This is a genomic window from Sphingobium indicum BiD32 (assembly GCF_000382885.1).
GTDB classification, from domain to species: Bacteria; Pseudomonadota; Alphaproteobacteria; order Sphingomonadales; family Sphingomonadaceae; genus Sphingobium; species Sphingobium japonicum_C.
On record NZ_CAVK010000172.1, the window covers coordinates 1 to 3,927 of the forward strand.

Here is a 3,927-nt window from a genome sequence, read left to right on the forward strand (position 1 = left end):
AGGACGACACCCCTCCGTCTGGCTGCGCCAGCCACCTCCCCCACAAGGGGGAGGATCACATTCGTTGATATCACACCGCGTCCGACAGCGAGGTGAAGGTGAAGTCGCGCAGCTTCATCGGCGGGACGACCATGGGGGCGTCCGCTTCGTCACCCTTCACCCGCACTGGTTTGCCCAGTTCCTCGACATTGTTGAGCATTATGACCGGGGATTCGTTGAAGCGGAAATTCTTGATCGGATATTTGATCTGGCCGTTCTCGATGTAGAAGGTGCCATCGCGGGTCAGACCGGTCAGTAGCACCGTCTGCGGATCGACCATGCGGATATACCAGGTGCGCGATACCAATATGCCGCGCTCGGTCGTGCGTACCAGATCGGCGGTGGATTTGGTGCCGCCAGTCATGATCAGATTGCCCGGCTGCGCCATGGCGGGCTTGCCCTGCTTCTGCGACCAGTAACGCGAATATTCCATGTTCAGCAGCTTGCCATTCTCGACGATTGGCATCTTCTTGCGCGGCAGGCCTTCTTCGTCCCACGGATAGACGGCCGCGCCAGGATAGGCAGGGTCGGCAAAGAAATTGACCTGCGGCCCGAACACCTGTTCGCCCAGCTTGTTGCCGCCGCCCTTTTTCGACAGGAAGCTACGGCCTTCATCGGCCGACCGCGCGTCGAAATAGAAGAACATGAACTGGATCAGGCCAGCGGCTGCTGCCGGTTCCAGAATGACGGTATATTTGCCCGGCTCCAGCGCCTTGGCGTCCGCCGATGCGCTCGCCTTGCGCATCGCGACGCGAATGTCCTCGCCCGCGTTGAAGGTCGCGACATCCTGCACATTATGCCCGACCCAGCCGGACCCGCGCCCATCCTCAGTACGGACGGTGCAGGTATAATCGGCGCTGGTGCCGGTCTGATAGCCGTAATTGCCCTTGCTGTTCATGAAGGCGACGAACCCGGCCTGATCCTCCAGATAGCCCGCGGCGATCAGCTTTTCGGCGCGGCAGGGCGCAATCGAATCGATCGCTACCTTGGCACGATAATCGGCCGTAATCCCGGCCGTGGCGGCGCTGAATGTCGGGGTAGGCGTGTAGCTCTGCTTTTCGACAGCGGGCATGAATTCGGGATTTTCAGGGGCCAGCTTCGCCAGTTCCTCCGCCCGGCGCACCACGCGCTCCAGCGCGGCGTCGTCAAACTGGTTGATGGTCGCGATGCCGACCCGCTTGCCATAGGCGACCTGCACCGACAGTTCGATATTGTCGGTAATGCCTGCGGTCGACACGTCGTTGCGGGCGAAGCGCACATTGCCCCGGATCGCCCCGGTCAGTTGCGCGGTACATTCGTCCGCCTTGGAAAAGCCCACGACCTTGGTGAGGATCGCCTTGGCCTGTGCTTCGGAAAGGATGCTCATATTCTTGTCTCCCTGACCGATCAACCGAGCGAACGGGCGGTGTTGATGACGTTGATGCCGTTGAAACGCGCGGTGCTGGAGCCGTGCGACACGGCCGAAACCTGCGCGGGCTGGCCCTTGCCGTCGAAGAAGGAGCCGCCAAGGCGATAGTCGCTGGCGTCGCAGACCCCGGCGCAGCCGTTCCAGAATTCCGGGGTGCGGATCTGGTAGGCGACATCCTCGATCTGCTGGGTGATCTTGCCGTTCTTGATCTCGTAGAAGAGCTGCCCGCCAAATTGGGCGTTATAGCGCTGCTGGTCGATCGAGAAGCTGCCGTCGCCGATGATGTAGATGCCATCCTCGACATTGGAGATCATGTCGGCAACGCTTTGCTTGGCCTTGCCGGGTTCCAGCGACACATTGGCCATGCGCTGGAACTGGACATTGGACCAGCTGTCGGCGTAGCAGCAGCCGTCGCTCTCGCTCTTGCCCTCGATATGCGCCTGATCGCGGATCGCCTGATAACCGACCAGCTTGCCGTTGCGGATGAGGTCCCACTTCTTGGTCTTGACGCCTTCGTCATCGAAGGCGACCGCACCCAGGCTGCCGGGCTGGGTCTTGTCGGCGACGATATTCACCTTGTCGCTGCCATATTGGAAATTGGCCTTCAGCTTGTCCATCGTGGCAAAGCTGGTGCCGGCATAATTAGCTTCATAGCCCAGCACCCGGTCGAGTTCGAGCGGATGGCCGACCGATTCGTGGATCGTCAGCCAGGTGTGCGACGGATCGAGCACCAGATCATATTTGCCGGGCTTGACCGAAGGCGCCTTGATCTTCGCGCGCGCCTGCTTGGCGGCGGCGATCGCGTCCTCCTTCATGTCATAGCTGTTGCCATAGACGATGACGCCGTTGGGCAGCACGGTCTTGCCCGACGCCGCGCCATCCAGATATTCAAAGCCCAGCCCCATGGGTGCCGACAGGCCTTCGCGCACGCGGAACTTGCCGGTCGCCTTGTCGACGGCGGTGACCTCCATCGGCGCCCAGATGCGGTGGACGTCCTGGTCAATATAGCTGCCGTCGGTGCTGGCGAAATATTTCTGCTCGTTGACCAGAAACAGGATGGATCGGATGAAGTCCGCACCTGCATCCATAGCGGCGGCATTGACGCCCATCAGCAGGTCGACCTTGTCCTTGATCGGCACGGTCATGCTGTTCTTGACGATCGGCGTGCGCCAGCTGACCTCGCCTGCGCCCTTGACCGGGGCGAGTTGCACCGGCGCGGACTGGGTAGGCGCATTGGCCTTGGCGATGGCGACAGCCTGCGCTGCGGCCTTTGCGACCGCTTCCCTCGTCATCTCGTTGGTGGCGGCAAAGCCCCATGCGCCGCCTGCGATCACGCGGATGCCCACGCCGCTCGATTCGGTGTTGACGATATTTTCGACATTGCGCTCGCGGGTGATGACGAATTGGCGCAGGTAGCGGCCGACGCGCACGTCGCAATAGGTCGCGCCTGCGCTCCTGGCCGCATTCATCCCTGCGTCGGCCAGCGCCTTCTTGACCGCGACATCGATGACGCTGCCCAATTCCTCGGCGGCGATGACCTTGCCGAACATCGACGGCAGGATCAGGCCGCCCACGCCCATGGTGCCAAAGGCCAGAAAATCTCTTCTGTGCAAGGTTCGTCTCCACCTGCAAATGCCCGCACTTAGCGGGTCGGATTGTGCTTGGGATGCGGCCGGTCGGCCGTACCGATGGGCGGGATCATCGCGGCAGGGCGGGGCTGGGTCAAACATCTTTTACGACTGCGCAACTTGGGGCTGCCCGCTTTCGACAGATGCCATCTGTCGAAAGTCGCTGGCCACCGCCCAACGGGCCGGACGTTGCGTGGACGCAACAAAATCCGGCGCAAGTGGCCGTTCCCCATGAAGGGGTGGATCATTTCACAATGTTTGAAATAATGTGGTCGGGGAAAGAGGATTCGAACCTCCGGCCCCTGCCTCCCGAAGACAGTGCTCTACCAGGCTGAGCTATTCCCCGACCGATGCCGAAGCCGCCATCAAGCGACCCCGTAAGGCAGGCCGCAGCCTATAGAGGCGGCTTTTCAGACTGGCAAGCGGCCAGAGCGGCTTTTTTTGCGCGCCTACAACAGTCCGGCGGCGCGGAAACTGAACCGGGTTTCGCCGGCTTCGATCATATGATCGGCCAGTCGCATGTCGAGCGGGTGCAGCCGCCGGGTGAGGGCGCGGGTCACGGCGATGTCGGCCGGGTGGGGCAAAGCGGGGGCATCGCCCAGCCGTTGCTGGTGGAGCGCCAGCCATCGCCCGTCGAGCGCCAATAACCGGCCGATAACGGCGCGCCAGTCATCGACCAGCGGCACGCGATCGCGTGGACGCCATGCGGCGTCGAGGATGAGTAGGTCCAGTTTCGCCATGCGGGAAGTCTGACGCAGGCGGGTTCGGCATCGCCAGTCCAAGCCACGCCATTTCGGTGAAAGACGCCCGACAATCTGGTCCAGAACGAACGGGAGATTGGCGGGCGGCCAT

General features: G+C 62.1%; 3 protein-coding genes and 1 tRNA gene. All 4 read right to left on the bottom strand.

Annotated elements, in window-relative coordinates:
• Positions 1-70: 70 nt before the first annotated feature.
• Positions 71-1,405, bottom strand: a complete 1,335-nt coding sequence (locus EBBID32_RS17110) for a TldD/PmbA family protein (protein ID WP_006961808.1) — start codon at positions 1,403-1,405, stop codon at positions 71-73.
• Between the two features lie 20 nt (positions 1,406-1,425).
• Positions 1,426-3,060, bottom strand: a complete 1,635-nt coding sequence (locus EBBID32_RS17115; RefSeq protein WP_006961809.1) for a TldD/PmbA family protein — start codon at positions 3,058-3,060, stop codon at positions 1,426-1,428.
• A gap of 284 nt (positions 3,061-3,344) precedes the next feature.
• Positions 3,345-3,421, bottom strand: a tRNA-Pro gene (locus EBBID32_RS17120).
• A 103-nt stretch (positions 3,422-3,524) separates the two neighbouring features.
• Positions 3,525-3,927, bottom strand: a 403-nt coding sequence (locus EBBID32_RS17125) for a JAB domain-containing protein (RefSeq protein ID WP_231382234.1), incomplete at its 5' end; no start/stop codon positions are given.